This is a genomic window from Marinimicrobium sp. ARAG 43.8 (assembly GCF_050113635.1).
In the GTDB taxonomy this organism is placed as follows: domain Bacteria; phylum Pseudomonadota; class Gammaproteobacteria; order Pseudomonadales; family Cellvibrionaceae; genus Marinimicrobium.
The window spans coordinates 1,012,442-1,037,218 of the sequence record NZ_JBNJLT010000001.1 but is presented as its reverse complement, the minus strand read 5'-3'; the positions used below and the strand labels follow the sequence as shown (position 1 = coordinate 1,037,218).

Here is a 24,777-nt window from a genome sequence, read left to right as displayed (position 1 = left end):
AAATGTGACAATCATGAGTCAGGTGCCACGGACGGATTTCCCTGGGGCAGCCGTGATGGGCGAGTATACCACTGGTTGCGCTTCCGCCCGGGCTTGCTACAATCGATTGCTGCTTCGATAAGCCTGTCGTTTCAGAGCGTCCAGAAAACCGCGCGCAAAAACCGCGAGAGAGGTGGCGGAAACGTGGAGTTGAGTCGTCCTATGCGGTAGGCCGCCCCTTTAGTAAGGGCGCGGCGTCTATGAACCTTAGGCCATAATAACGATGACGAATAAAGAATATTCAAGGCATCATAAAAGCCGGGAGAGTGGCAGCCCTGCGGTGGGCAGAGACAGCATGGAAGCAACCTATCTGTCGGTCAGGGAGGGGCTTCTGCGCCTGGTGTCTCGTCTTGTGCCGCCCAAAGAGATTGAGGACATTGTGCAGGAGACCTATGTCCGGATCTGCCGGGTCAAGCAGAGCGGACCCATTCGTCACCCTCGATCTTTTCTGTATCGGACGGCACGCAATTTGGCGCTGGATTACCTCAAGCGAGCGGAAACCCGGTCGAATGTCAGCATGGATGACACCAATATTGAATTGAGCGCCCTCGAGGAGGACACGGATGATGTCTACGAGCAGGTCAGGGCCCGGCAGGAATTCGAGCAATTCTGCGAAGCGGTCAGGCGCTTGCCTTTGCAATGTCGCCGCGCCTTTGTCCTGAAAAAAGTCTACGGCTATTCCCAGAAGGAGATAGCCAACAATTTGAACATTAGCGAGAACACCGTGGAAAAGCACATTGCCCTGGGTATCCAGCGGTGCCGACAGTATATGAAGGCCAAGGGGGAGGCGGGTATTAAGCCGGTGGCATCCCATTCTGCCAGAGGTCGCCATGGGTAACGTCTACGCCCTGCATACCGAAGCTCAGATCGAGGAGGAAGCCAGCCTGTGGGTGGCCCGCCTGGATCGGGGGCTGTCTGAGGAAGAAACCGCGCAATTACGGGATTGGCTGGCACTGAGCCCGGCCCACCGGGCGATGTTTCTGGAAATGGCACACTTGTGTGACCGTATGGACAGCTTGACGGTGTTATCGGAGCTGTTTGACGCCCCTTCTTCGGCACCTCGGGTCCGCTTTGCGCGAGTGGCTGGCTGGGCCGTCGCGGCCTGCTTCGTCCTGGCCATGGTGGCCGGGCCGCTGCTCAACTCCTTTGCGCCCCAGCGCTGGATGGAGTCCGGCAGCGGAACGGTGTCCCAGGCCGGTCCGGATGATGTGGTGTACGAAACCGGAGTGGGTGCTCACTCTACCGTAAGCCTCCCGGATGGCACGCGCTTGCGTTTGAATACCAATACCCGGGTAGAGGTCACCTATACGGTGGAGGAACGGCTGTTGGACCTCCGTCAGGGGGAAATACACGTAGAGGTGGCCCATAACCCGGATCGGCCCCTGAGAGTGCGGGCGGCCGGTCAAGTCGTGGAAGCGGTAGGAACGGCTTTCAATGTCTATTTGAAGGATGACGATAACTTTGATGTAATTGTGACTGAAGGCCGTGTACGAGTGAAACCCCTTGATGTGCCCGGGGCCAGTTCTGGCCTTGCCAGTCCCATGCCCAGGGAGCTGATTCAGGGGCAAAAACTCGCTATACGGGCTCGCCAGGCTACCGTCGTGGAACAAATGGACAGTGCAAAGATCAATGATGAGCTGTCCTGGCGCGACGGCACTCTGGTATTTCGTGGTGAAACCCTGCGCGAAGCGCTGGATGAGGTAAGCCGATACACCTCGGCCCGGTTCGAAATCACCGATCCGGCCATCGCTGATGTGCGCATTGCCGGTCTCTACAAGGCGGGTGATGTGGACGGGCTGCTATTGGCTTTGAAAGAGAATTTCAATATTGAACATCAGCGGGACCACCACAACACCATCCGGCTCTCCCGACAAGAGAACCTCCAAACCGATAAGCCAGACCAGGGGTAGCCAACCTCCGATACTGGCACATCTGATTTATAGACGAGCAATGGAGAAATTCATGTCTTTACGACACAAGGTCAACCACTATGTTATCGCCCTTTTGACATCCCTTTCCCTCGCAGGATGTGCGTCCAACTCATCGGCACCAACCGAGAGCGAAACCCCCAGGTACGCGGGCATTTCTGTCCAGCTATGGTCCGTGAAGGACTCTGTGAGCGAGGACATCAAGGCCACGCTGAAGCAATTGTCCGACATGGGCTTCGACGGCGTTGAGCTGGCGGGCCAGTTCGGCGAGTTCGCCGATGATCCCGAAGGGTTCAAGGCGTACCTGGACTCCGTGGGGCTTGAAATCAGTGCCGCCCATGTGGGTTTTGACCAGTTCACCGACGAGCGCTTCGATGACACGGTCGCGTTCTACGATACCCTGGGTGTGGACAAGCTCATTATTCCCGCCGACGGACGGGCCTGGAGCGATGACGGCATTCAGGAAATTTCACAGGACCTGACCGAGTTGTCCAAACGCCTCGCGCCTTATGGCATGCAGGTCGGTTATCACAACCACCACTCCGAGTTCGACTCTTATCAAGGGACTACTTACTGGGAGTATATGGCCGAGCACACCCCCGATACCGTACTGCTGCAGCCGGACCTCGCGTGGATCTATTTTGCCGGTAAAGAGCCGTTGACCTACATCAAACGCTATCAGGATCGCATTAAAACCGCTCACTTCAAAGGCCAGGTTACCCGCTACTCCGAGGTGAAAGACCAAGTGAATGCGGCCAATGTCCAGTCCTGGGGCGAGGAAATGGGCATCGTGTTCCAGTACAACCAGGCGCAGGCCAACAGTGGTGCCAAGCAGGTACCGATCATTGGTCGTGATGCGGTTGACTGGGAGGCCATCATTGAACAGTTCAATCAGTCCGAAGAGCCGGTCTGGTTTGTGGTTGAGCAGGAAATCTACCCGAACGACATACCGCCTATGGAAGCGGTAGAGCAGTCCCTGCGGGGTTTGCAGTCTCTCCTGCAACAATAAACTGATCGAGATGTAGATGTTATGGCTAATAATCATTATGACGCAATCGTGGTGGGGTCCGGCATTAGTGGTGGCTGGGCAGCAAAAGAGCTGACGGAAAAAGGCCTCAAGGTGCTGATGCTTGAGCGGGGCCGAAACATTGAGCATGTAAAGGACTACAAAAATGCCACTAAGGAAGTGTGGGACTATCCTCATCGGGATAAGCCCACCCAGGAAATGATCGCCCAGTACCCGGTGTTAAGCCGGGACTACCCGCTCAATGAGTCCACGTATGGCATGTGGGCTGATGAGCAGAAAAACCCCTATGTGGAAAAAAAGCGTTTTGACTGGTACCGAGGCTACCACGTGGGGGGCCGTTCCCTGCTGTGGGGCCGTCAAAGCTATCGTTTGAGCGATATCGACTTCTCGGCCAACGCCCGCGAAGGGGTGGCGGTCGACTGGCCCATCCGCTATGACGAGATCTCTCCCTGGTATGATTACGTGGAGCGTTACGCTGGCATCGCGGGTACGCGCGAGGGGCTGGATGTGCTGCCTGACGGGCAGTTCCTGCCACCGGTGCCGCTCAACTGTGTTGAAAAAGATGTGGCTAAACGTATTGAACAGGCGTTTGGTGGCAGTCGTCATTTGATTCACAGCCGCACCGCCAATATTACCGAACCCAAGCCTGAGCAAGGTCGTGTGAACTGTCAGTACCGCAACAAGTGCTGGCTGGGCTGTCCGTTCGGTGCCTACTTCAGTACCCAGTCGTCGACACTGCCGGCGGCCATGAAAACCGGTAACCTCACGCTGCGGCCCTTCTCCTTGGTGAAAGAAATCATCTACGACAAGGATAAGAAGCGGGCCAAAGGAGTCGAGGTCATTGATACTGAAAACAATCAGACCTATGAATACACCGCCGATGTGGTGTTCCTGAATGCGTCGGCCTTCAACTCGACCTGGATTCTGATGAACTCCGCCACCGATGTGTGGGACGGCGGTTTGGGCAGCAGCTCCGGCGAGCTGGGTCACAATGTGATGGACCACCATTTCCGTTGTGGTGCCGGTGGGCAAGTGGAAGGGTATCTGGACAAATACTATTACGGTCGTCGTCCGGCGGGCTTCTACATTCCGCGCTTCCGAAATATTCACGGCGAGCAGCGGGACTATTTGCGGGGCTTTGGTTATCAGGGTTCAGCGAGCCGTCAGCGCTGGGATCGTGATGTGGCGGAGCTGGAAATTGGTGGCGATTTCAAAGACGCATTGAGCGAGCCGGGTGCCTGGAACATCGGCATGACCGCGTTTGGTGAAATTCTGCCGTATCATGACAATCGCATTTATCTCGACGATAACACCACCGACGCCTGGGGTTTACCTGCGCTGGCCATGGATGTGGAAATCAAGGACAACGAGAAGAAAATGCGTAAGGACATGATTCAGGATGCGGTGGATATGTTGGAAGCGGCCGGTGTGAAGAACGTTCAGGGTGGCGACTGGGGTTACGCCCCGGGCATGGGGATTCACGAAATGGGAACTGCGCGTATGGGTCGTGACCCAAAAACCTCCGTGCTTAATGGCCATAACCAAGTGTGGGATGCGCCCAACGTTTATGTCACCGATGGTGCCTGCATGACTTCCGCTGCGTGTGTTAACCCGTCTCTGACCTATATGGCACTGACGGCCCGGGCTGTGGACCATGCCGTGAATGAACTGAAGAAGGGGAATCTGTGATGAATCGACGTGACCTTCTCAAATTGATCTCGGCCGCCACCGGTACCGCCATGATTGGCGGCACCGGGGTGTTGGCCGGGTGCGCTATTGATGGCGACTCCAACGCTTCTCCAGCCTACCGCTTCAATGACGATGATGTGTTGTGGCTGGACGAAGTGGCGGAAACCATTTTGCCACGCACCGACACTCCGGGCGCGAAAGATGCCCAGGTGGGTCAGTTCATGACGGTGTTCGTTAACGATTGCTATACGCCGGAACAGCAGGGCATTTTCCATAATGGTATGGACCAGTTGGATGCCCGTGCGCAGCAGGAGTATGGCAGTGGCTTTATGAGTCTCAGCCCCGAGCAGCGCACGGAACTGGTGCGCACGCTGGATCGTGAAGCCAAAACCGTGGCAGCGGCCGGTGGAAAGCCACACTACTTTACGATGCTGAAGCAATTGACCCTGTTTGGTTTCTTCACATCGAAAGTGGGTGGCACACAGGCACTGCGGTTTATCGCTATTCCCGGTCGCTACGATGGCGAAATGCCCTATGAGGAAGGGGATCGGGCCTGGGCCACCACCTGATCCTGAGGTAGGATATAGCGGCCAGGAATGGCGATCGGAAGGGCACCCCAGGGTGCCCTTTTCTTCGAATAACAAGAGATAACACGTCATGATAAGCTCCAAGGCCAGCACAGGAGGCCGTGATCGCATCGATCACATTGTGGTTGTCGGCGGTGGCACCGCCGGGTGGTTGATGGCCAGTCGCCTGGCGGCTGAATTTCACACGGGTGAACCATTGAAGCGGCGCATTACTCTATTGGAGTCCCCGGATATTGCCACTGTCGGGGTCGGAGAAGGCACCTGGCCCTCCATGCTGGAAACCCTTCGGCAGATTGGATTGTCGGAAAATGAGTTCATCCGCGAATGTGACGTGAGTTTTAAACAAGGTTCACGCTTCTACAACTGGGTGGACGGCAAAGGCGAACACTACGACCACCCCTTCACACAACCTGCCGAGTACGGTCCAGTCAATCTGGCGGAGCACTGGCTTTCCGCTGGCACAGAGGTGCCGTTTGCCTACGCGGTGTCTCCTCAATCCGCTGTGTGTGATGAACACCGGGCGCCGAAACAACCCCAGACACCGGAGTATGCCTTCAACCTCAATTACGGTTATCACTTGAACGCGGGAAAGTTTGCCGGACTGCTGAGTCGCCACAGTGTCGAGCGCCTCGGCGTTCATCACATCCTGGACGAAGTGGTCGGAGTCACCTCTCGGGAAAACGGCGATATTGAAACGCTACAACTGAAGAGCGGTAATACCCTGGGGGGTGACCTCTTCATAGACTGCACCGGCATGGCATCGAGATTGTTGGGCGAGCACTATCAGGTTCCCTGGGTGAGTTGTCGCGACCAGTTGTTCAACGACGCCGCCCTCGCTGTGCAGGTTCCCACTGCGGACGATGCGCCGCTGGCCTCGCAAACGCTGAGCACTGCACACAGCAATGGCTGGATTTGGGACATCGGTTTGCCGCGCCGGCGCGGGGTGGGCGCGGTCTTCTCCCGTTCGCATGCGGATGAGGCGGCCGTACACGAAGTGCTGGCCGACTACATAAAACGTTCGACCCCATCCGTAACACTGGACGAGCTGAGCCCGCGACTGATCACCTTTGATCCCGGGCATCGGGAACAATTCTGGAGACACAATTGTGTGGCGGTGGGGTTGTCCGCTGGCTTTATCGAGCCGCTGGAAGCGACCGCATTGGTGCTGGTCGAGCAGTCCGCCTCGATATTGATTGAAGAGCTGCCGGACACGCGTGCCCAAATGACGGTGGTTGCCGAGCGCTTCAATAGAAAGTTCGCACGGTACTGGGAAAGCATCATCGATTTTCTCAAGCTGCATTACGCTTTAAGCAATCGTCGAGAATCAGCGTATTGGCGGGATCAGGTTGACCCGGCATCAATGCCGGATTCATTGCGCGACCTCTTGTTATTATGGAAAACGCGCACCCCATGGGTGTGCGATAGTCTTTATCGTTACGAACTATTTCCCTCCGCGAGCTATCAATACATTCTTTATGGCATGCAGCCGCGCTGGACAGGTGGTGACTCTATCGAACGCCGCGTGCGCAGAAGCCGTATGGCGGCACAAAAAACGTTTGAATCCGTTAATGTGAACGTAAAGCGCTTTCGGCAAGGTTTACCCAGGAACCGCGATTTGCTGCAACGTATCAGTCAGAAATAAATGCGGCTCGATAAGGAAAGCGTTGGACACGGACCTGATTTTTTCGTAATCGAGAACGATAGAGAACGCTCAGCGCCGCTGCAGTGACACTTTATCGATCTCGTTGGCCCCCGCTCTTTCATTATGCCTTTGGATCAGTCGGTTTAACTGGAAGAGCGACATTAACAGACTGTGAATGGCCATCAGGTAGCCCTGCTGCTGAAGCTCTGCCACAGTGTTGTGTTCGAGGCAGGACAGCGCATCCTGGTCGATTGTGTAGAGCCCGTCCAAGGTTTGGACGGGCGCTCCCGGTCGTTGAACTTGTACATACACGGGCTTGATCAGGGAGAGCGATTCCAGCGTTTGGGCAAAGGTCTGGGTGGTGATGGCACCTTGTAAGTCCTCATGCAGCCACTGCTCAACTTGCCTGAGATATACCGTGGGCTCTCCGTGGTCGTACAAAGCCTGTCCCGACTCGCTGAAACACTCTGCGGTGGTGGCCAATGCGAGAGCCCCGTCAGCCCGAGTGAGAACGATGGGGTGTGTGCGCACGGCCAGCGGCGTATAGACGCCTCGCCAACGACTTTTATCGATAAACAAATTGTCCTCTGGCGTCAGGCTGGTCAGTGCCGAGATTTCCCAGTGGCCGTGTTGCGGCTCTTTGGTGAAAAAAAGCGGAAAACAGCAAGCGGCGTTCCCTACCTCCGGTACTCGCAAGCGCACGACTTGGGCCTGCGTGAAGTCCGTTATGGCTTTCGTCAGGTTGATACAAGCGTCTTTATGGGTGTCGGGCGATAATGTTTGAAACTGAGTCATAGTAAATTCCACTGTTCAGAAGGGGAGTCAGGTGGCACTGTGCAGCCAGCGCTCAATGAGATCGCGATGAGAAGGCAAGCTTCTTAACAAGTGTTGGGTGGCTTGCTGATTCCGGTTAATGATTTGCTCGGCCAGACGCGCTTGATCGTAACGATAGCCTTGTGCGGAAAAGTCAGGACGGAAACCCATGCCGTACAGAACGTACTGATAGCTCGCCGCTGGAAACAGCTCCAGCGCGCTGTCGAAATCGGCCGTTTGCGGCCCGCGGGTTGACCAAACGGTGAGGTCGTCCTGAAGGCTGAGTGGGAAGCTTTCGGGGTCAGTGTGAGCGGTCCAGTACGGCTCGGATCGTTCACTGAGGACATAGTGCAGTTTAAGAAAGTCAATAATGCGCTGCCAGCGATAGCGCATGGCATCGTTGAAGCGTCGCTCCATAATACGCATTGTCGTCCGGTCCGTGGGCATGTTGTCTGCCAGGAATCGGGCGGAGAGCTCCACCAGCATAATCGCCGTAGCCTCGAGCGGTTCGACAAACCCGGCTGACATGCCGACGGCAACACAGTTGCGTTTCCACCACTGTTGTCGGTGCCCGGAGGCAAACGAAAGCGTACGGGCGTTGAGCGCTTCGCTCTCCGGGCCGAGATAGCGGCGAAGCGTGAACTCGGCTTCGTCTTCACTGATGTAGTCGTTGCAAAAGACGTAGCCAACACCCCGTCGCCCGGTTAGTCCGATATCCCAGATCCAGCCCGCACTTTGGGCCGTGGCGATGGTATGGCAGGGTATGGGGGTGTCGGGATCGGGGTAGGGCACCTGCATGGCAATCGCACGGTTATTGAAAAGGTATGGGTCCATAGAGACAAAAGGCACCTGCAAGGCATCGCCCAGTAAGCGCGAGGCGGAGCCCGTACAGTCGATAAACAAGTCTCCCTGCAAATGACTTTGATCATCCAGGTTCAAGGACGTAATATAGCCGTCGCTGTCCTGACAGACCTCTGTCACCGTCGCATAACGGTGCTGTACGCCCAACGTGTTGAGGGCGTGTTCTTTCAAAAGCTCGGCAAACGCTCCGGCATCCAAATGATACGCATAGTTACACGGCCCTTGATAGTCCGGGTCCGACAGAGAGCGCGGCGCCAGCCCGGCCTCGCACACATGATGCTGGAAATTGGCCTCGGCCGCGAAGTGGCTCAGGTTGTTCAAATAGGGCGCCAGGTCCAGTCGTTCATACCCCATGGGCACGGTAAAAGGATGGTAGTAGGCATCCCCGAGTCCGGTGCGCCAGTTAATGAATTTTCCGCCCTGCTTGAAGGTGCTGTGACAATGGGCAAAAAAATCGCGTTCACTAAGCCCAATGGCCTGTAACGTGTTTTTCATGGTGGGCCAGGTTCCCTCGCCAACACCGACAGTGGGTATATCCGGAGACTCCACCACAGTAACAGCTAGTCCCTCCGGTGAATGGCTTTTGTGCTGGGCGGCCAGAAAAGCGGCGGTCAGCCAGCCTGCGGTTCCTCCTCCCACCACAACGATATGGTTAACGTGATTGGTCATAGTTTTAACCCACTGACTATTATTATTGACGGTTCGTTAAAGTGCATCGCTCTCTGCTGGCATTCTACGGCAAAAAAGGCCCGGCAACGTGATGTTGGCGGGCCAAGCGGACGCTGAACGCGTATCTTTGTTGACTCTTTTCGGCCTCCCTGCCGACAAAAATTTTAGAACCTGGCTCGCAAGCCCAGGGAGTATCGAGCACCCGTGTTCACGATGGAGACAATTTGATCGTTTTCTCGTCCACGACTGGTCAACTCCTCTTCGGTGACATTGACGCCTTCCAGAAAAATACTGATGGAATCCGTAATGTCATAGCCAGCGCTGATGTCCCATTGCCCATAGGTGTCGACAAAGATCGGTTCACCGGCTGTGCTGCCGTCTATGGACTGTAGAAATTGTTCTCGATTGTTGAATGCCACACGTGCTTGAAAAGACCCGCGTTCATAAAACACGACGGCGTTTTGAGAGTCCCCGAGGCCGACCAGAGCGAAAGCCTGGTCGCGATCTTCCGAGAGGGTTGCATTGCTGTCTACTTTTGTAGCGTTCAGGGTAATCCCGAAACCGTTATCCCACACATGGGTCCAGGCCAGCTCAACGCCGTTGACCTCTGCTACTTCGGCATTGCGAGGGCGAGTAATTCGGAATGTCTCGGAGATTCCCATGAGCTCATCTGGCAGCCCCTGATCTGCGTCAATTTCGGAACATAGGCTGGTTGCACAGATGTTGTCCGGTGTGTTTTCGCGGTCAGACAAGGTGAACTCTTCATCGCCAGCCAATGTAACAATGAAGTCACTGACTTCTTTATTGAAGTAAGCTACGGACAAGTAGCTGGCACTGTCGTAGTACCACTCGTAAGACAGATCCCAGTTTTCGGCGGTAAAGGGTTTGAGTTCAGCGTTGCCGCCGGAGCCGGTCATATTTTGCAGGCGCGGTTCATTGATTGAGGTGGCGGGTGACAGCTGTGTCAGTGTCGGACGGGTTAACGAGTCGTAGCGGGCGAAACGCAGTACCATGTCGTCCTGAAGGTCAATTTTTGCATTGATACTCGGGAGCAGGTTGCTGTATTTATTGCCATCGCTGACGGCTGTGGGCGAGCCTTCCACGGTAGAGAACATGGTAGGATCACCCGTGGCAATGACGTCACTGAGTACGGTTTGTACCGCGCTGACGGACGTGGTGGTTTCGGCGTACCGGGCACCGACATTGACCGTCCACGGCAGGTCGGTTAAGTACCCCTCAAAGGTAAAGTCCAGGTACAAGCTGTTGATGTCTTCATTGACCGTATAGCGGTCATCATTGACTGTCAACGCGTACATGCCACCGTCCTGTAAAGCCTGCCATGTTGTTCCCACGGGCTGGCCGCGATTGATGTCGTTCTCGTTGGCGGTTTCTTCCTGGAGCATATGGTCGTACAGGGCCCAGGTATCAAACGTATACCAGGTGTCTTGTGCGCCTGAAAAAAAACTGGGCGCGGTAAAACGGCTCAACAGGTCGTCCGGCGGCGTGGCCCAGTAACCACCGTACAGGTTGCCGTTCTCAACGCCCACTGAGTAATAGGATTTTTCCCGTTCCTGACGGTAGGCCCCAAAACGCATCGACTTAAAGGCCGTTGCCTCTGGCGCGTACTCGAAGTCGGCGCGGTACTCGTTGATTTCATCCTGGCTGTTGTTGCCGCCAGGACTGCCGATGTGCATACGCATCACGGAGGTGTCGGGGATGTCGTTGCCATTGTAGCCATCGTGAATCGCAAGAGGGCGTCCAGAGGAACTATCAAAAGTGTAACTGTTGATATGGCCAATAACGGCGCTGGACGACTTTCCGATCATGTCGTTTTCAGCGTCTGAGTACGAGATATCGAAATTGGCGGTGAGACTTTCATTGACATTCCACTCGACGTTTAAGCCAAACGCATTCAGCTCGACATCTTTGCTGCCGCCCTGGTTAACCACGAAGTCGGTGGCGGCACGCGTGTCAGGCGTGCCGATATTGTTCATGCGGGTAACGGTTCGGGTTTCCTGGTTGAACTCTACATCGGTCACCCGGTTAGGCTCGAACCAGGCTGCGAAAGAATTCAGCTTGGCGTCCACTTCATAGTTGGAGTGAAAGCCGTCAAAGGTAACCGTAACGTCCTCACTGGGCGCGTATTGCAAAGCGATGTTGGCATTGGTGCGAGTGCGCTTTTGCTGCTCGGTGGACATATCCAGGTTACGCGGGACGGTAACGTTACCAGCCTGCAGGTCGTCCTCTTCATTGTAGAGGTTGAGCCCGGGCCGATAGCCGGCGCTGTTAATGGAGTTAATGTAGTTTTCGCGCTCGGAATGTGACAGCGCCAATAAAACGCCAAACGTTTCGTCAGCAAAGGTATTGCTGATCAGACCGGAGACGGTGGGGTAGGTTTCCTCATTCAGACTTTCATACGTTCCTTTGATCGAGCCAAATATTTCCAGCCCGCGAAAATCAAAGGGGCGGGCCGTGGACACATCGATGGCCGAACCGATGCCGCCGGAACGCATGGTTGGGGTGGAACTTTTATAAACGTTGACCCCGCGTACCAGTTCGGCGGAGAGTGTATCGAAGCTGAACTCCCGACCTTGATTCTCGGTGGCCATTTGACGACCATTGACCATCACTGTATTGAAAGCCGGACCAAAGCCGCGCACGGTAACGGACTGGCCTTCACCCCCGCTGCGGTCAATGGACACGCCGGTAATGCGTTGGAGGGATTCCGCGACATTGGTGTCGGGGAACTTACCCATATCCTCGGCGGAGATGGCGTCCACGACACCGGAGGCGTCACGCTTGATGTCCATGGAACGCTCAAGCGAACCGCGAATACCGGTTACCACAACTTCTTCGAACTCCCCGCTAGTGGCTTGCTGTGCCAGTGCCTGTGCACCAGCGAGTGAAGACATGGCGAGGACCACCGCTTTGGATACTTTATTTTTTTCGAACATGGAGGTTGTCTCCTTGATATCGTCGTCTGTTCTTATAAAAAGCTGGGCATTGCGATTGACTGAAAGCCTTAGTCCCGTTCCCTCGAGCAATCTCACAGCGGCATCGAGAGTGGAATACTCCCCGTGAAGCGCACGGGTTCGTATGCCTGAGACTTGGTCGAACGGGACGATGACCGTCATATTCGACTGTCGGGCAAATTCGGTCAGTGCAATGTCAGCCCGGTTACCGGGTAGGTTGAATGGTTGTAAGGCACCAAGAGAAGCCGTCTGCCCAATAGCCGGAAGCGCCAGGGTCAGCAATGGGGACAGCCAGATCTTGGATGTTATTTTCAAATCAACCTTCTCCCTTAACGGAATCTATTCCGCTACCTTCTACGACGAACTAAGGAAACGTTTCCCCCAGAACAGTTTAACCCATGCTGTGAGTTGCGTGCTGTGCCAAAAGAGGGTAAAACTCTGCGCTGAGATCGGGACCGCTTGTTTTTAGCGAGAAAAGGACGGGACGTCTGGGCGTCTCTCAATCATTGTGCCTGCCATAAAGCGATAACATAATATGAACGGCAAATTTCGCACGCCCCGCCATCTACGGGGAATACCTCATTTCGTCGGCTTTGGCGCTCTTCGGAAAGGTTTCGGCCTGTGGTTACTGCTGGTGAGTTTCCGGGTTTTTTCAGGGGAAACGTTTACCTTGGCGCCGGGCCTGACCGTTAATTTGCCGGATGCCCTGCCGGTTCAGGTGGCTGAGTTACAGTCGTCAAATGAATCGCCAGTGTTAATGGGTTATGTCGAAGGAGCACCCGCCTACTTTCTATCGGCGACGCGCATTCCTCAATGGCAGCGGACCAATCTCGCCTGGACCAAACTGGACCTGGCGCTCTCTGATAGCAGTGACGATGGTCATATACAGATTAAAACCAATGGTCGTTTCAAAACGCGGTTGGATGTGGAGGTGTGGTATCGCGCCTATGAGTTTTCCAATGGGGGGGATATTCAACGACCGGTTTACTTTTTATTGAAAGGACATTACCAACTTTACTGGCTGACTCTCACGGTCGCCGAAGGCGTGAATACAGAGGTCGTACTGCCGATGGCTGAAGTGTTGGTCAGAAGAATGGAGATTGAGGCAGTGCGTCATCCCTGACGCGCAAGTCCCGCATGGCACTTTATTTCTGGCAGCGATAAATGGAAAACGTCTGCCGACCATCGTCCGGTTTGGTTTTGGGCACGATGGTATCGCCGCCGAGGCGGGTCGCTTCGTTCTTGCCCATATTCAACAGCTCAGTGGCCACTTTCTCGCTGTTGCGGTGGACCGGTCCGATGCTGTTGGCGACGCTGACGTTGGTGTCGCTGAGCTTCTCGCAGCCGCGCACATTACCTTCTTTGCCGACGACGACCTCTTCCGCCTCATCCGAGACTTTTACCCAGGTACAGGCACTGGCGAGGCTGGCAACAAGAATCAGCAAGGACAGTTTTTTCATGGAGTTTTCCTCTGACAATGGTATGGGTCCATTAAAACGATTGGGTCGATACCGGTAGGACTGCGATGCTCTCATCGCAGTTCCCGATGGGGTCCATGTTATACCAAAGTTGGATAAGGCGTCACAATCGACCGGTTACCACTTTTACGCAGCCGACGGTCGCCTGGCCCACAGTAGCACAGCCACGGCGGTGGCGATCAGTCCCGCATTGATCCACGGTGCGGCACCAGTGAAGGCGTCGTCGCCAAACCGCAGGGCGTGTCCGGCGACCAACACGAGGAGCGTGCCCACAGTGAGGTACTGCAAAACGCGCCGCGTTGGTGCGTCCTGATCCCGCCACTGAGCGTAAATGGTCGAGGCGATGATCACGCCCCAGAAAATCAGTACTGACGGGATGCCTGCCACCACCTGAGTGATGGCGCTGATGACAAACGCCAACGGCGTGCCCCAGACGATGCCTGTCCAGAGATTATTGAGGTAATCGCGGTGGCGGCGCTTGGCCAGCCAGATGTTGATGCCCGTGACGGAGACAACGGTGAGCGCCAGGCCGAGTGCGATGTACAGCAGTTTGACCCCCACGCCGCCGAAGGCGCCAAAGTGAATCCGGTAGACCGAGAAAATGGCCTGTCGGCCGGGCTCGCCATCACTGAAGCCCACGGTATGCAAGTATTCACCATCGCCCTTGAAGACAAATTGCTCGGCGTAGATCAGGCGGTCCGGGTACTGGGTGCCCACAATCAGGTGTTCTTCCTCGCTCTCGGGGTGTTCCACGGTGAGGTAAATCGGTACGGCACCGTCTGGTGATCGATCAATGGCCTGACGTAGAACGCTGGCAATGGCCAGTGGCTCGCCGGTGGGCTCCAAGTCCGGGTGACCGCCATAGATTTCTTCGATCACGGCGTCCCGATCTCCGTCGTAGAACGCCTGTCCGGCCACCCAGCTCATGATGCTGGCCAGCCCGAAAAAAGCCCCCGTCACAGCAATCATCAGATGGAACGGTGACCCCCAGACGCTCAGGCGATTGTGCAGGTCAGTTTGTTCCAGCCGCCCGTTGCCTTTGCGGCGGAAATGAAAGGCGTCCCTGAACAGGTTGGGGTGCGCGAGAAAACCGGACAGGATCAGGGCGCAGAGCATGACTCCAAGTGTGCTGACGACGATCATGCCCCAACTGCTCGGTAAATGCAGGTACAGGTGCAGGTCGGTCAGCAGGTGGGTCCAGGGGTGCGCGGCGGTATCACCCAATGTGCCATCGGCGTTCAGAACACGGGCGTCGTGGTCTGACATTAAAACCGTGCGGGGCATGCCGGGGCGGGGCATCAGAATATAGGCGTGCTCAGTGGCTTCCTGTCCCTCCATAAACGTCTGGTAGGCGGTTTCCAGGTCTTCCGGGCTGACCTCGGTGAATTCTGGCACCTGAGGTGTTTCCCAGCGCTCGAAGTCCTGATAAAGCACGGCCAGCGTGCCTGACAGGCAGACCCAGTACATTAAAGCACCGGTTAATAAGCCAAGCCAGCTGTGGCTCGCCAGTGAATTTTTAACCAGTGCGGGGGACAGTTTGAACGCCATAGGGAGGTTTATGCCTTAAAGGAACAGGTAGAGCGCGGCCAGAAGGCCCGAGAGGGTCAGTGCGGCAAGCGGACGCCACAGACGAGTGTCGGCGGTCAGCCAGTAGCTAGCCGCGCCCCAGATAACCGGGGTCAGAAAAACACCCATCACCAGTCGGTTGACGGCCTCCCAGGGCAGCCAGTCGGTGAAGGTAAAACTCAATAAGATACCCACCAGGCCGGCAAACGGCACGGTGAGTATGAACAGCGCGATGTGCTTGCCCAGGGCAGCGGGAGCAGGCCAGCGAAAACCGAGTCGCTCGGGAGAGGAGGGTCGCGCTTCGCGGCGTGGGGGCGCCTTGACCATAATGACCAGCCAGGCCAGAAGGGCGGGAACGACCAGAGCAAAGGTCACCCCGAACTCCACAGGTTGGGCCCATATCCATAACCCTGCAGAGATGATGAGCAGAGCCCACCCCAGACGACGCAGGCCTCGCTGTTTGGGGGAGGACATTTGCCAGCGGTAAAACAAGCCCGCGATGCCCGCGAAGCTGGTCAGTGTTGCAGCGGTTCCGATAAACCAACTCATGTGTCAAAACTCAGTGGGAGTGCAGATAAGTGCAGATATCAGCGCGGCGTGGCTGCGCATTAAGCCACAATGATAAAGATATGGTTTCTCATTATCAATGGACTTTGAGAGTTGGTCGTCAGAGAAGGTCGGGCGTCGAACGGGTTCAGCTCAGGGTTTTGATGCGTGTCAGTTGCTCTCCGAGGGCACTGGTGTCTCGATGCAGTTGTTCGGTGGCACGGCGGAGGTCGGCGCTGGTTTTCGAACGCCGGTTGGCGAGGTCGGCGATGTTGCCAAGGTTGCGGTCAGTTTCCTGGGAGACCTCGGCCTGTTGCCGCGCAGCGGTGGCGATCAGCGTATTCATGGCCTGGATATCATCCATGGCCGCGACGATGGTTTCCAGCGCCTGATTGGCTTCTGCTACACGGCTGGCACTTTCCTGAGCCGTGCGAGTGCTCTCGTTCATGGCGCCAAGTGCACGGGCGGACTGATTCTGCAGCCGCTCGATAATGCTGTGCACGTCGCCGGTGGCGGCCTGGGTGCGCTGGGCCAGGGTGCGCACTTCGTCCGCGACCACGGCGAAACCGCGTCCCTGTTCACCCGCGCGTGCCGCCTCAATGGCCGCGTTGAGCGCCAGCAAGTTGGTTTGCTCGGCAATTTCATTGATAACGGTAACCACTTTGCCGACTTCCCGGGTGTCTTTGTCCAGGCCCGTCATGACATCGGCGGCACCCTGAAGGATGTTATTGAATTCGGTGAAGCGGTGGTGGGAGTCGCGCACGATGGAATGGGTTTCGGCCAATTCGCTGTGGGAGGTCTCGACTCGGCTGACGGCGTCGTGCGCGTGGTCGGCAACTTCGTTGACGCTGGCCGACATCTCGGTCATTGCGGCGGCCGCCTGTTCCAGCTCGTGGCTTTGCTGGCGATTGCTGGTATCGACTTCCACGGCAGCGGATTCCAGGGTCTCCATTTGGGTATGGATAGTGGCCGAGAGCCGCTGGATACCGCCCGTTAACGAGCCCACCTGATCAATCACACTGTTGTAGGCGTTGAACATTTGTCCCACTTCGTTATCGCTGGCGTCCTCGCGAATGGGGTTGGAGAAGTCCCCATCGCTGAGCTTGTTGAGGTGGTGGCGCAAGAGGGTGACCTGTCGCAGCAACCAGGTAAGGCCCAGCTGGTGACTGATCAGAGCGATGAGGACAATGCCGACATTCATAGCGGTTACCGCAGCAGGGGATTGTCCATGGAAACTCAGCACAGCGGAAGCAGACGCCAGTCCGATGATCAACAAAAAAGACACGGCGAACTGGGCATTGATGGATTTAAAGCCCAGGGTTCGCATCAGGGCGTTCAAGTGGTAGGCCAGGGTATTGCGCATAACGGCTGTCGGTTTCGTAGGTTGGAACGTGCGCCAGATGATAATGAACATTGGTGCCTTGCTCTACCGTTATCGGCTCCACAATGGCTTTCCATAGGAAAAAGAATATTTTTTTAAGGTCTGTTTGATACAGGTCAAACGTCTCCCTACGAAGAGGCCTCGGGGGAGGTTTCGTGCTGGCAGGGTGATAGTGCTACGGGTATCGATTTGAACGCAGGCGTGTGGCTGCGCGGGTCCTGCTCGGTGCCGATCAGGCAGTTGGCTTCTGGATAGTAGGCCAACAGGGAGCCAGCGGGCAGATTAAACGGGTAGACGGTAACCGCCACCATTTCCCCATGCGACGAGCGCAGCGTCACCTTGTCGCCGGGTGTCAACCCGAGCGTCTTGCGGTCGACGTCGCCAATCAGCACGCACCAACGCTCCTTGGTGCCCCGGTAACTGTCGTTTTCCTCATAGATAATGGAGTTGAACTGCCCTTCACTGCGAATGCTGGCGAGTGTGTAGGGATACCGGGACGTGGCGCGGGGTGTGGGCAGTGTGTGTATCTGGAAATGTGCGCGGCCACTGGGTGTGGGAAACAAAGGCTGGTTCAGCAGGCGCCCGGCAATGGTGAATTCCCCGCCCTCAGCGTCGATATCCGCCAGGGCTGCCATGCTCGGTACGGTGGCGGCGATGGCCTGGCGTAAGGATTTATGCTGGCGCAGTTGCTTGAAGTCCAGCGGCGGGTCGGGCAAAAGGCGCTCGCCCAGGTCGGCGAGAATGGCGACCTCGGAGCGCACGTTGGCAAGCCGACGGATGCCCCCGTCACTCAGGCGCACGTAATTGAACATGGATTCCTGCGTAGTGCTTTGTGGCTCCTCATCCCGCGCGGCGACCGGCAGTATCAGTGCCTCGCTGTTCTCCATGCCGTGCACATGCCCCTGATTCAGTGTGGTGGTCAGGTAAAGCTTAAAGCCGATGCGATCCAGGGCGCGCCGGGCAAATGCGGAATCGGGTGTGGCGGCATACAGGTTGCCCCCCATGAGTAAAGCCGCATCCATGTTGCCCGAGTCGGCAGCACGCAGGCAGGCCAGGGTGTCCAGTCCGGGGGTGCGCGGCAAGGTGGCATCGAAATGGTGCTCCATCGCGTGCAGCACGTCGTCGGCGAGTACCGGTTTTACGCCAATGGTGCCGATTCCCTGGACGTTGCTGTGTCCACGCAAGGGCAGCAGGCCGGCGGATGTTTTGCCGATCATGCCACGCAGCAGCGCAAGGTTGGCAATGGCCTCGACGTTATCCACTCCATGTTGGTGATGGGTAATCCCCATGCCCCAGGCAAATACCGCTTTGTCGGCCTTGGCGTAGTCGGAGGCCAGCGCCTCTATGTCCTTCTGCGCAACACCGCAAGCGCTCGTTAATGTGCTCCAGTCAGTGTGCTCCAGGTCGGTCCGGTAGGCATCGAAGCCCTCGGTGTGATGCTCGATAAAGTCGGTGTCCAGCGCGTGCTTTTCCAGTAATGCCTTGGCTACGCCTTTTAGCAGTGCCAGATCTGAACCGATGCGTGGCTGTACATAGCGCGACGCGATCCAGGTGCCGCCGCTCAGCATGGATTTGGCGCTCTTGGGAACCGCAAAGCGCACCAGCCCGGGTTCCCGGGCCGGGTTGATCACAATCACCTGCCCGCCGCGCTCCCGGCAGTGTTGCAGTTGGTGCACAAAGCGCGGGTGGTTGGAGGCGGGGTTGGCACCGATGACAAATACCAGGTCCGTACCGCCCAGGTCGTCAAGGCTGACGGTGGCCGTGCCGGTTCCCAGGACGCTGCCCAGGCCGACGCCCGTGGCCTGATGGCAGTAGTAGGAACAATTGTTTACGTTGTTGGTGCCATACAGTCGGGCCAATAGCTGTAGCAGGAAGCCGGCTTCATTGGATGATCGCCCCGAAGAGTAGAAGAAGCTGCGCTCTGGTGTAGTGGATGCGAAACGCTCGGCGGCGACGGCCAGTGCTTGCTCCCAGTCAATGGGTTCGTAGCGGTGGCTGCCGGCGCGTTTAAGTAAGGGGGTGTTGAGCCGGCCCAGATGTTCGAGTTCGTGAGCGGAGAGTGCCTTGAAATCATCCAGTGTGTGTTCGAACAATGCCTCGGGAATCGGGGGTTGGATATCTGTGGACTGCGCCTGAATGCTCTTATTGCAGACCGAGGGGAACTCGTCCAGTTCATTGGTCATGCCGCCGCGTTGACCGCCCATGCCCAACCCGCACGCCTTACAGGTATTGCGGGCTTTAAGCGCTTTGGCAGAGTTCAGCAGTCCTATGCGGCTCAGTGTGCGCAGGGTATACAGCACTTTTTTGGGGCCTCCGCCGACAATGGCAATCGGCTCGGCGGCATCGTTATCCGTGGGCATGGTAATTTCCCGCAAGTGAAGGGCACATTGCACCGGTGGCACACTGCACAGATTATGCTTGGGAGGAGGAGCTGGCAATACGTTAATTATTCCAGCCGTGGCCTCAGCGCTGGGCGGTGAGTGGATGTCTTGGGTCGTGCTATAGTGCGTGGCCGATTGACCCCCTATATTGATCTATGCCTGAATTGCCCGAAGTTGAAACCACCCGACGGGGCATCGCGCCTCATATTCTGCATCGCAAGGTGACGGCCGTGCACGTCCGCCAGCCCAGCCTTCGGTGGCCTGTGCCAGACGCGTTGGCGTCGGCCATTCGTGGTCGCCAGCTGCGCAGCGTAGAGCGCCGTGGCAAATATCTGCTGCTGGGCTTTACCAACGGGACAGCGCTGATCCATCTGGGAATGTCCGGCAGCCTTCGCATCGTGAAGCCTGAAGAACCGCCCCGGTTTCACGATCATTTCGATATCGTATTCGGTACCACGGTGTTGCGTTATTGCGATCCGCGTCGTTTCGGGTGTCTGCTTTGGGTGGAAGGCGATCCGCTTGCGCACAAACTCTTGTCCAGCCTTGGGCCAGAGCCACTGGACGAGAGCGCTTTCACGGCAGAGTATCTGTTTGCTCGCAGCCGAAAACGCTTGGTGCCGGTGAAGCAGTTTTTAATGGATAGCAAAGTGGTCGTGGGCGTGGGAAATATTTACGCGAATGAAGCCTTGTTTATGGCCGGTATCAAGCCCATCCGCAAAACCGGCACTTTGACACGAGGCCAGAGTGAACGGCTGGTGGAGCAGGTGAGGTTCGTGCTACAACGCTCGATTGAGCAGGGGGGCACCACCTTGAGGGACTTTGTGGGCGGTGATGGGCAACCGGGTTATTTCAAGCAACAGTTACTGGCTTATGGCCGGGGCGCGCAACCCTGTAGGCAGTGCGGAAAGCACCTTAAGGAAATCCGCATGAGCGGTCGCAGTACCGTGTACTGTGTGGACTGCCAGCGTTAGCGCACCGGCAGGTCTCCACCGTACACCACCCAGTCCAGCGATACGTTGAGGACCCGCACCAACGCCACTAATTGGTGAACGTACAAATTGCGCTCCCCGCGCTCAAGTTTTCCAATGGCACTCTGGCTCAAAGAGATCCCTTGCTCCTCCAGCGCCACCACCAGATCCATTTGGCTCATTCCCTGGCGAATTCGGGCAATCTTCAGGCGTTCGCCCAATAAGGTTCGATTCATGGCGGTTACGGTGTCGGGGTAAATGGTGGCAGAGGCGTATGTGTAGCATGTGCGCTTGACGACTGGTGTCCTTCAGCGCTATAAATAGTCCTTAAAAGACTTTTTGAGTATATTTGCATTGCTGGAAGTCTTTTCCGGGAGTTAAGCCTCAGGGAGGCGAGCGTAAATAGGTTGGAAAATGATCGTTTAGACGCTGAAGCTTAAAGCCCATTGGAGGTGCTGCGGTACGGGTGCCTCCCTTCATCGGGGGTGGTAAGACCGTCGGCGAAGGGGCTTCTTTTTTGGAAAACACGGACAGCAGGGTTTGCGCTCACTCATCGAGTGATATGGTCAGACCCTTAGGAGGGAAAGGGTATGCCCCTGTTGCAGGAACTCAAGCAACGCATTTGCCGCTTTAATATGTCTCCCGGCTGGTTACCGCCAAATTATCCTCTCGGAGGCCTGGTCGAATGGGCGGAAGCGTCCGGGCTCTCACCCGACCGGTTGTTATCCTTGCTGGGCACGGTACAAACCGAGCTGGAAGCGGAGCTTGACGCGTTGGACCGGGACCCACAGGCCTCGCCTCACACCCGGCTGCGTCACGAGTATTGGTGCTTTTACTGCGAACAGATCCGCAGCTATTACCTCGCGCTATTGAACCACCCAGAGTATAAAGATCGGTTGGCGTTGATTCGGCGGGTGTCAGCCGCCATTGATGAAAACGCCTAGCGCCGCTGACTGGGTGAGGGCCGAGTCACCAGCCAGATGCCGCTGCATACCAGTACCAGAGCCGCCAGGTTTTTCCATTCCATAATGGATTCCTGGAGAAGCAGGGCAGAAAGCCCGGCGCCAAAAATGGGAATCAGAAACTGAAAGGGGATGACTTGCCCGACTGGATTGTATTTAAGAAGGAAACTCCACAGGGCGAACGCCGCAGCGGACAGCGCCATTAAATACAGCAACAGAGCGCCGCTGGCCACGGTCGTTATGGCCACCGAGCCCCCCAGTCCTTCCCCCAGGAGCAGCAGGACCACTCCGCCGAGCGTCAGCTGATGGGCCGTCATAACGGTGGGATCAATGGTGCGTGACAGGTGCTTGCCATAGATCAGGGACAGGGAGAGAACCAGGGCGGCAATGGCGATAAACCCCTCCCCGAGCATCGACACTTGCGCATCCACGCCGCTCCCGGGCTTTCCAATATTGACCAGAACGACCCCCACAAAACCGATCACGCAACCGAGCACACGGGTTTGGCTGAGTCTGTCATCGCGGTAGATAAAGTGCGCGAGCAGCACACTGAAAAATGTGCCTGTGGCGTTCATAATGGCCGCTTTTACACCACTGGCGTGGGCCAGACCGATGTAGAAAAACACATACTGCAGGGTGGTTTGCAGCAGGCCCAGCATCGCCAGTGAAGCCCACTCCCGCCCGCTGAAGCGCCACAGGGACTTACCCATCAAGCCGGCAAATATCAGCAACAGAGCGCCTGAGCCCAGGAACCGATAACCCGCGAACAGAATCTGTGAGGCGGTATCGTCGGCGGCGAGATTTAGCCACTCATAGCCGATTTTGATGATCGGATAGGCGCTTCCCCACAGAAAACAACAGAAGGTTGCCACCGCCAATACGAGATAGCGGTGGTTGAAGCGCGAGGCGGGCGTCATGAGGGCTTCAGTGGTGCGGTTTGTGCCCGAACTTATGGGCCAGCGCCTGCGCCACGGGGGGCGCGACAAACTTGCTGACATCACCGTTCAGGCTGGCGATTTCACGCACAATGGAGGAAGAAATAAATGAGAAGTGCTCAGCAGGGGTGAGGAACAGGCTTTCCATGTTCGGTTCCAGTGCCCGGTTCATATTGGCCAGCTGGAACTCGAACTCGAAGTCAGATACTGCACGCAAACCGCGAAGGACCGCACAGGCCTGTTTTTCACGCACAAAGTCCACCAGGAGAGTATCGAAGCCGCACACCTCAACGTTTTCCAGATGACGCAACGTCATTCGGGCAAGCGACACCCGTTCTTCCAGCGTGAACAGCGGCTTTTTGCGCGGGCTGTCCGCCACGCCGATAATCACATGGTCGAACAGGCGGCACGCGCGCTCAACCAGATCGATATGGCCATTGGTAATCGGATCAAACGTGCCCGGATAAACCACTGTACGCATGGTGTCTCTTCCTGAATGGTGGCGTTGAGATGGAAAACTGGCGGGATGGTAAAGAATTTACCGCGCTCGCGCCAGCGTCTGTCAGCCTTCGGTCAGTGATTCACGAAATATAGACGATAGCGCACCTGCCCGCTGGTTTTGTTGCGGTGCAACTGCCAGTGGGGAGGAAGGGTCAGGGCCGTCTCCGGTTCGGACTCAATATAGATAGCGGCGTCCGGTGCCAGCCAGCCCCGTTGGTTTAACCGATCAATGCTTTCCTGCCACAGGTTCTGACGAAAGGGCGGATCGATAAACACGATATCAAACGGCGTCGGGGGGGCAGAGTCGAGCCAGTCCAGGCTGTTCGCGTGAATCACCTGTCCTTCTGGGCACGCCAGGGTGTGCAAATGTTCTCGCAATTGCTGTGCTGCCCCTGGGTGCTGCTCCAACAGTGATGCCAGGCTCGCGCCCCGAGAAAGTGCCTCCAGGCCCAGGGCGCCCGAGCCGGCGAATAAATCCAGGCAGCGGGCGTCGGGTAGCCGGGGAGCCAGCCAGTTGAACAGCGTCTCGCGAATTCGGTCACCCGTAGGGCGCAGCCCGTCCACCGCCGGGAAGTTCAACTTGCGACCGCGCCAGCGCCCGCCGATGATACGCAAAGGATGGGTATTGGAATGCCCTTTAGTCGGGGCAGGTGCGGACTTCTTCACGCTTTGTCGGCTGGCTTTCAATGGGGCCTCTCTTTCCGGGGGGCAGAAGTGGTAGGATAGCGCTTTTCCGCCCGTCGCTTAAAGGTAGAATCACTCGTCCATGGTGTTTTTCAAACGCAACAAACCCGCGCCCGAGCGCACCACTGGTGAGGATGCGCCCGCCCAGGGTGTAACCCCCAAAGAGGCAGACGTCAAAGACGAGAGCCTCGCATCCCCTGCTCAGTCGGCCTCCAAAAAACCGGGGCTGTTTGCCCGCATCAAGCAGGGGCTCAGTCGCACCAGTGGGCACTTTGCCGAGGGGCTGGGCAACCTGATTCTCGGCAGCAAAGTAATCGATGATGAATTGCTGGAAGAGATTGAGTCGCAACTGTTGGTGGCGGATGTGGGGTATGAAGCCACCACCGAGATCATCGACAACCTCACCCAGAGGGTGCAGCGGAAGCAGCTGAACGACGCCGACTCCCTGTACGCCGCGTTGCGTGAACAACTGGCGGATTTATTGCAGCCAGTAGAAGCCCCCTTGACGCTGCACGCCGACCGTCAGCCGTTTGTCATCCTCGTGGTGGGCGTTAACGGCGTGGGCAAAACCACGACCATCGGCAAGCTGGCGCGTCATTTCCAGCAGCAGGGCAAGAATGTCATGCTCGCCGCCGGTGATACGTTCCGGGCGGCGGCCGTGGAGCAATTGCAGGTCTGGGGGGAGCGGAACCATGTGCCGGTGATTGCGCAGCATACTGGCGCGGATAGTGCCTCTGTGGTGTTCGATGCGCTGCAGGCGGCCAAAGCCCGCGGTATGGATGTGCTGATTGCCGACACCGCCGGACGTCTGCATAACAAAAGTCATCTGATGGATGAACTTGCCAAGGTAAAACGGGTGATGGGCAAACTGGATGACTCTGCGCCTCACGAAGTGCTGCTTGTGCTCGATGCCGGCACTGGTCAGAACGCTGTCAGTCAGGCGAGAGAGTTCAGCCAGTCCGCGGGCGTAACAGGGCTGGCCTTGACCAAGCTTGATGGCACCGCCAAAGGTGGGGTGATCTTTGCGCTGAGCAAGGAGTTCGGTCTGCCGGTGCGTTTTATTGGTGTGGGTGAAGGTGTGGACGATCTGCAGCCCTTCGCCGCCGAGCCTTTCGTGGACGCACTGTTCGGGGAACGGCGCGGTTAAG

Annotated in this window: 22 protein-coding genes; 10 read left to right on the top strand and 12 right to left on the bottom strand. The window is 56.8% G+C overall.

What is annotated here, in order from left to right; genetic code table 11:
- Positions 1-334 precede the first annotated feature (334 nt).
- From ACQCLF_RS04335 to ACQCLF_RS04310, 6 genes are all read left to right on the top strand, one after another.
- Positions 335-877 (top strand): RNA polymerase sigma factor, encoded by a 543-nt coding sequence (locus tag ACQCLF_RS04335; RefSeq protein WP_426985054.1) that lies wholly within the window; start codon positions 335-337, stop codon positions 875-877.
- Positions 870-1,949: a FecR family protein gene (locus tag ACQCLF_RS04330; protein WP_426985053.1), complete on the top strand. Its 1,080-nt coding sequence runs from the start codon at positions 870-872 to the stop codon at positions 1,947-1,949. The genes ACQCLF_RS04335 and ACQCLF_RS04330 overlap by 8 nt, the downstream gene beginning before the upstream one ends.
- A 205-nt stretch (positions 1,950-2,154) precedes the next feature.
- On the top strand, positions 2,155-2,976 hold the full coding sequence (locus tag ACQCLF_RS04325) for a sugar phosphate isomerase/epimerase family protein (protein ID WP_426985052.1): 822 nt from the start codon (positions 2,155-2,157) through the stop codon (positions 2,974-2,976).
- Between the two features lie 21 nt (positions 2,977-2,997).
- Positions 2,998-4,683: a GMC oxidoreductase gene (locus tag ACQCLF_RS04320; RefSeq protein WP_426985051.1), complete on the top strand. Its 1,686-nt coding sequence runs from the start codon at positions 2,998-3,000 to the stop codon at positions 4,681-4,683.
- Positions 4,683-5,252 carry a gluconate 2-dehydrogenase subunit 3 family protein gene (locus ACQCLF_RS04315; RefSeq protein ID WP_426985234.1) on the top strand — a complete coding sequence of 190 codons (570 nt, stop codon included), beginning with the start codon at positions 4,683-4,685 and terminating at the stop codon, positions 5,250-5,252. Before ACQCLF_RS04320 ends, ACQCLF_RS04315 begins: the two co-directional genes overlap by 1 nt.
- Positions 5,253-5,340: 88 nt before the next feature.
- Positions 5,341-6,912, top strand: a complete 1,572-nt coding sequence (locus ACQCLF_RS04310; RefSeq protein ID WP_426985050.1) for a tryptophan halogenase family protein — start codon at positions 5,341-5,343, stop codon at positions 6,910-6,912.
- 69 nt (positions 6,913-6,981) lie between these two features.
- Here ACQCLF_RS04310 and ACQCLF_RS04305 read toward each other — a convergent pair whose 3' ends face one another.
- From ACQCLF_RS04305 to ACQCLF_RS04295, 3 genes are all read right to left on the bottom strand, one after another.
- A complete protein-coding gene (locus ACQCLF_RS04305; RefSeq protein ID WP_426985049.1) occupies positions 6,982-7,707 on the bottom strand; it encodes a SapC family protein in 726 nt (241 codons plus the stop codon).
- Between the two features lie 27 nt (positions 7,708-7,734).
- The gene (locus ACQCLF_RS04300) at positions 7,735-9,255 is read right to left on the bottom strand and encodes a tryptophan halogenase family protein (protein ID WP_426985048.1); all 1,521 of its coding nucleotides are present in this window, start codon (positions 9,253-9,255) and stop codon (positions 7,735-7,737) included.
- Positions 9,256-9,419: 164 nt separating this feature from the next.
- Positions 9,420-12,209 carry a TonB-dependent receptor gene (locus ACQCLF_RS04295; protein WP_426985047.1) on the bottom strand — a complete coding sequence of 930 codons (2,790 nt, stop codon included), beginning with the start codon at positions 12,207-12,209 and terminating at the stop codon, positions 9,420-9,422.
- 553 nt (positions 12,210-12,762) lie between these two features.
- Here ACQCLF_RS04295 and ACQCLF_RS04290 point away from each other — a divergent pair.
- Positions 12,763-13,350: a hypothetical protein gene (locus ACQCLF_RS04290; RefSeq protein WP_426985046.1), complete on the top strand. Its 588-nt coding sequence runs from the start codon at positions 12,763-12,765 to the stop codon at positions 13,348-13,350.
- Positions 13,351-13,372: 22 nt separating this feature from the next.
- On the opposite strand, the gene ACQCLF_RS04285 is transcribed toward ACQCLF_RS04290, so the two are convergent.
- From ACQCLF_RS04285 to ACQCLF_RS04265, 5 genes are all read right to left on the bottom strand, one after another.
- The gene (locus ACQCLF_RS04285; protein WP_426985045.1) at positions 13,373-13,687 is read right to left on the bottom strand and encodes a DUF4156 domain-containing protein; all 315 of its coding nucleotides are present in this window, start codon (positions 13,685-13,687) and stop codon (positions 13,373-13,375) included.
- A 144-nt stretch (positions 13,688-13,831) separates the two neighbouring features.
- Entirely contained in the window at positions 13,832-15,253 is a 1,422-nt protein-coding gene (locus ACQCLF_RS04280) for a PepSY-associated TM helix domain-containing protein (protein WP_426985044.1), read from the bottom strand.
- A 15-nt stretch (positions 15,254-15,268) separates the two neighbouring features.
- Entirely contained in the window at positions 15,269-15,820 is a 552-nt protein-coding gene (locus ACQCLF_RS04275) for a hypothetical protein (RefSeq protein WP_426985043.1), read from the bottom strand.
- 145 nt (positions 15,821-15,965) lie between these two features.
- Positions 15,966-17,180 (bottom strand): methyl-accepting chemotaxis protein, encoded by a 1,215-nt coding sequence (locus ACQCLF_RS04270; protein WP_426985042.1) that lies wholly within the window; start codon positions 17,178-17,180, stop codon positions 15,966-15,968.
- A gap of 146 nt (positions 17,181-17,326) precedes the next feature.
- Entirely contained in the window at positions 17,327-19,558 is a 2,232-nt protein-coding gene (locus tag ACQCLF_RS04265) for an FdhF/YdeP family oxidoreductase (protein WP_426985041.1), read from the bottom strand.
- A gap of 176 nt (positions 19,559-19,734) precedes the next feature.
- Between ACQCLF_RS04265 and mutM the strand changes: the two genes are divergently transcribed.
- Positions 19,735-20,550, top strand: a complete 816-nt coding sequence (mutM, locus tag ACQCLF_RS04260; RefSeq protein ID WP_426985040.1) for a bifunctional DNA-formamidopyrimidine glycosylase/DNA-(apurinic or apyrimidinic site) lyase — start codon at positions 19,735-19,737, stop codon at positions 20,548-20,550.
- Here the strand turns inward: mutM and ACQCLF_RS04255 are convergent.
- Entirely contained in the window at positions 20,547-20,783 is a 237-nt protein-coding gene (locus ACQCLF_RS04255) for a helix-turn-helix domain-containing protein (protein ID WP_426985039.1), read from the bottom strand. The genes mutM and ACQCLF_RS04255 overlap by 4 nt on opposite strands.
- A 354-nt stretch (positions 20,784-21,137) precedes the next feature.
- Between ACQCLF_RS04255 and ACQCLF_RS04250 the strand changes: the two genes are divergently transcribed.
- Positions 21,138-21,491: a hypothetical protein gene (locus ACQCLF_RS04250; protein ID WP_426985038.1), complete on the top strand. Its 354-nt coding sequence runs from the start codon at positions 21,138-21,140 to the stop codon at positions 21,489-21,491.
- Here the strand turns inward: ACQCLF_RS04250 and ACQCLF_RS04245 are convergent.
- From ACQCLF_RS04245 to rsmD, 3 genes are all read right to left on the bottom strand, one after another.
- The gene (locus tag ACQCLF_RS04245; protein ID WP_426985037.1) at positions 21,488-22,426 is read right to left on the bottom strand and encodes a DMT family transporter; all 939 of its coding nucleotides are present in this window, start codon (positions 22,424-22,426) and stop codon (positions 21,488-21,490) included. The genes ACQCLF_RS04250 and ACQCLF_RS04245 overlap by 4 nt on opposite strands.
- Positions 22,427-22,433: 7 nt before the next feature.
- A complete protein-coding gene (gene coaD, locus ACQCLF_RS04240) occupies positions 22,434-22,925 on the bottom strand; it encodes a pantetheine-phosphate adenylyltransferase (protein WP_426985036.1) in 492 nt (163 codons plus the stop codon).
- Between the two features lie 92 nt (positions 22,926-23,017).
- The gene (gene rsmD, locus ACQCLF_RS04235; RefSeq protein WP_426985035.1) at positions 23,018-23,632 is read right to left on the bottom strand and encodes a 16S rRNA (guanine(966)-N(2))-methyltransferase RsmD; all 615 of its coding nucleotides are present in this window, start codon (positions 23,630-23,632) and stop codon (positions 23,018-23,020) included.
- Between the two features lie 79 nt (positions 23,633-23,711).
- Between rsmD and ftsY the strand changes: the two genes are divergently transcribed.
- Complete coding sequence (gene ftsY / locus ACQCLF_RS04230) at positions 23,712-24,776, top strand: signal recognition particle-docking protein FtsY (RefSeq protein ID WP_426985034.1); 1,065 nt, start codon at positions 23,712-23,714, stop codon at positions 24,774-24,776.
- Position 24,777: the final 1 nt, after the last annotated feature.

Bases quoted from the DNA above. Each gene is read 5' to 3' on its own strand.
- ACQCLF_RS04335 (WP_426985054.1), top strand. From the start codon at position 335: ATGGAAGCAACCTATCTGTCGGTCAGGGAGGGGCTTCTGCGCCTGGTG.
- ACQCLF_RS04330 (WP_426985053.1), top strand. From the start codon at position 870: ATGGGTAACGTCTACGCCCTGCATACCGAAGCTCAGATCGAGGAGGAA.
- ACQCLF_RS04320 (WP_426985051.1), top strand. From the start codon at position 2,998: ATGGCTAATAATCATTATGACGCAATCGTGGTGGGGTCCGGCATTAGT.
- ACQCLF_RS04315 (WP_426985234.1), top strand. From the start codon at position 4,683: ATGAATCGACGTGACCTTCTCAAATTGATCTCGGCCGCCACCGGTACC.
- ACQCLF_RS04310 (WP_426985050.1), top strand. From the start codon at position 5,341: ATGATAAGCTCCAAGGCCAGCACAGGAGGCCGTGATCGCATCGATCAC.
- ACQCLF_RS04305 (WP_426985049.1), bottom strand. From the start codon at position 7,707: ATGACTCAGTTTCAAACATTATCGCCCGACACCCATAAAGACGCTTGT.
- ACQCLF_RS04300 (WP_426985048.1), bottom strand. From the start codon at position 9,255: ATGACCAATCACGTTAACCATATCGTTGTGGTGGGAGGAGGAACCGCA.
- ACQCLF_RS04295 (WP_426985047.1), bottom strand. From the start codon at position 12,209: ATGTTCGAAAAAAATAAAGTATCCAAAGCGGTGGTCCTCGCCATGTCT.
- ACQCLF_RS04290 (WP_426985046.1), top strand. From the start codon at position 12,763: ATGAACGGCAAATTTCGCACGCCCCGCCATCTACGGGGAATACCTCAT.
- ACQCLF_RS04285 (WP_426985045.1), bottom strand. From the start codon at position 13,687: ATGAAAAAACTGTCCTTGCTGATTCTTGTTGCCAGCCTCGCCAGTGCC.
- ACQCLF_RS04280 (WP_426985044.1), bottom strand. From the start codon at position 15,253: ATGGCGTTCAAACTGTCCCCCGCACTGGTTAAAAATTCACTGGCGAGC.
- ACQCLF_RS04275 (WP_426985043.1), bottom strand. From the start codon at position 15,820: ATGAGTTGGTTTATCGGAACCGCTGCAACACTGACCAGCTTCGCGGGC.
- ACQCLF_RS04270 (WP_426985042.1), bottom strand. From the start codon at position 17,180: ATGCGCAATACCCTGGCCTACCACTTGAACGCCCTGATGCGAACCCTG.
- ACQCLF_RS04265 (WP_426985041.1), bottom strand. From the start codon at position 19,558: ATGCCCACGGATAACGATGCCGCCGAGCCGATTGCCATTGTCGGCGGA.
- mutM (WP_426985040.1), top strand. From the start codon at position 19,735: ATGCCTGAATTGCCCGAAGTTGAAACCACCCGACGGGGCATCGCGCCT.
- ACQCLF_RS04255 (WP_426985039.1), bottom strand. From the start codon at position 20,783: ATGAATCGAACCTTATTGGGCGAACGCCTGAAGATTGCCCGAATTCGC.
- ACQCLF_RS04250 (WP_426985038.1), top strand. From the start codon at position 21,138: ATGCCCCTGTTGCAGGAACTCAAGCAACGCATTTGCCGCTTTAATATG.
- ACQCLF_RS04245 (WP_426985037.1), bottom strand. From the start codon at position 22,426: ATGACGCCCGCCTCGCGCTTCAACCACCGCTATCTCGTATTGGCGGTG.
- coaD (WP_426985036.1), bottom strand. From the start codon at position 22,925: ATGCGTACAGTGGTTTATCCGGGCACGTTTGATCCGATTACCAATGGC.
- ftsY (WP_426985034.1), top strand. From the start codon at position 23,712: ATGGTGTTTTTCAAACGCAACAAACCCGCGCCCGAGCGCACCACTGGT.